The 2,052-nt window shown below is 72.3% G+C and carries 2 protein-coding genes; both read left to right on the forward strand.

Annotation, left to right across the window (positions count from 1 at the left end; genetic code table 11):
- Positions 1-136: 136 nt before the first annotated feature.
- On the forward strand, positions 137-949 hold the full coding sequence (locus tag G6027_RS14980) for a glycerophosphodiester phosphodiesterase family protein (protein WP_182637868.1): 813 nt from the start codon (positions 137-139) through the stop codon (positions 947-949).
- 76 nt (positions 950-1,025) lie between these two features.
- Positions 1,026-1,979 carry a DUF5926 family protein gene (locus G6027_RS14985; RefSeq protein ID WP_182637869.1) on the forward strand — a complete coding sequence of 318 codons (954 nt, stop codon included), beginning with the start codon at positions 1,026-1,028 and terminating at the stop codon, positions 1,977-1,979.
- Positions 1,980-2,052 lie beyond the last annotated feature (73 nt).

Raw genomic sequence — 2,052 nt, forward strand, 5'->3', positions numbered from 1 at the left:
GGCGGCCGCCGCGGTGTGGGCGGCGCGTGAGACCCGGACTGTCATGCGGAGTTTCGATGAGCCTTCCCCGCGGTTCACCCAGCGGCTTCTCCCGCGGGGGATCGTGAACACGTCCCCGGCTCGAGAGGAGTGAGACGTGACGGTCCCCGCGACCACACATCTGCGGTCCACGGTGTCCACCGGGAGCGGGGTCGTCGCCCATAGAGGGGCCTCGGCCGAGTTTCCCGAACTCACGCTCGTCGCCTACGAGAAGGCGCTCGAACAGGGTGCAGAGGCGCTCGAGGTGGATGTACGGCTCACCGCCGACGGTGTCCCTGTGCTCCTGCACGATCCCCGGACCGCGCGCGTGGCGGACCGCGACGTCTGGGTCCACTCCAGCACCCTGGACGAGCTGTCGACCCTCGACCTCGGCACGTGGCATCCGGTGCACCGCCGGCCCGAACCGCTTCTCACGCTGCGCAGCCTCCTGGTGATGGCCGAGGCGTACCCGCACGTGAAGCTGTTCCTGGAGACCAAGCACCCGGTGCCCACCGGCGGCCGCGTCGAGGTCGCGCTCAGGGACGAGCTGAGGTACTTCGGTCTGGACCGTCCCGCCTCGCACGTCGAGTCCCGCGCGCTCATGATGAGCTTCTCCGTGATGGCGGTGCGACGGTTCAGACAGCTGGCCCCGCAGGTGCCGACGGTGCAACTCCGCGAGCGTGGCAACGTCCTCAAGTCCTGGCCGGCCGAGGGATTCGGCGCCCAGTTGATGGGCCCGAGCATCGGCGCGCTCCGGGCGCGGCCGTGGTTGGTCGAGTACTGGCGGTCGCGGGGGATGGGCACCTACTGCTGGACCGTCGACGACCCGGCGGACATGCTCCTGTGCCGCGATCTGGGTGTGCAGTGGGTGGCCACCAACGTCCCGTCACGGGCGCGGGGCGTCCTGGACGGGCCCACGCGTCGCAGCTGACCCGGGCGCGCGGCGCCTGACCCGGCCGCGCCCGACCCGATCCGGTGGCCTCGTGAGATGACAGGGCCCGAGACGGATGTCCGGCGGACGGGCCGCGCGGGCGCACCGTATCGTGGTGCCCGTGGGTAGACGTCAGCGCCATAATGAGCCCAAGTCCGGCGGCAACCGCCAGGCCAAGATCGCCGCACGCGCGGCCGAGCGTGAGGAACTGAGCACGGAACCCCGGCCGTTCGCCGGGTTCGCCGGGGAGTGCGACATGGTCGCGATGCGCGAGTTCGTGCCGTCGGCCACCGCGCGACTCACCACCACCGCCGAGAGGCGCGAGATCACCCTGGCGACCGTCCTGCCCGGTGCCATCGCCGGCCTGGTGCGCGACGACGAGCTGGGTGGCGAGGCCATGGTGGGCCTCCAGGTGCAGGTCCACGGACCCGACCCGGCGGCTGACCTGGCCTACGCGGTGGACTGGGCCTCGCGCGCCGGGGGAGGGGAGACCCTGAATGCCTCCCACCCGGACGAGTCCACCCCGGCGTTGGAGGACGTCGTTGTGGCCGACGCCCCGCTCGAGATCGCGGTGCACAGCGACTTCTCCTGGTGGCTCGCCGAGGGTGCCCAGGTCAGGCCCGAGATCGCCCAGGCCATCAAGAACGCCAACGAGGTCATGATGCCCTCCGCCCGGGTCGCGGCAGACGGCATCGAGGCCGCCTGGTGGGTCGACGCGGGTGAGAAGGCCCACGTCCGCTGGGTGCGCCCGGAGGACGAGGACGCGCTGTTCGAGGCGCTCGCGCGCGTGCACTCCGCCGGTGGCCTCCATCTGGGCGAGGGGTCCCGGTTCGCCGGGTCGTTCCGTACCCACGGGCTGCTCGTGCCGGTGTTCGACCTGGACCCGGAGATGCACCACCAGGAGTGGGCACCGGGCCTGCTGGAGCTCGACGCGCGACTGGACGACGCGATGGCGAAGGACGGCCCGCTCAGCTCCGACGAGCGCGCGTCTCGCGACGGCCTCAGGGCACGTCAGGTCACCCTGCGCTGACCCGGCACCGGCCCCCGACCGGGCCCGGGGGCCTCTAGGATCCCCTCGGGCGACCAGCGGGTCGCCGGGCCGG

The organism is Dietzia sp. SLG310A2-38A2, assembly GCF_014145095.1.
In the GTDB taxonomy this organism is placed as follows: Bacteria; Actinomycetota; Actinomycetes; order Mycobacteriales; family Mycobacteriaceae; genus Dietzia.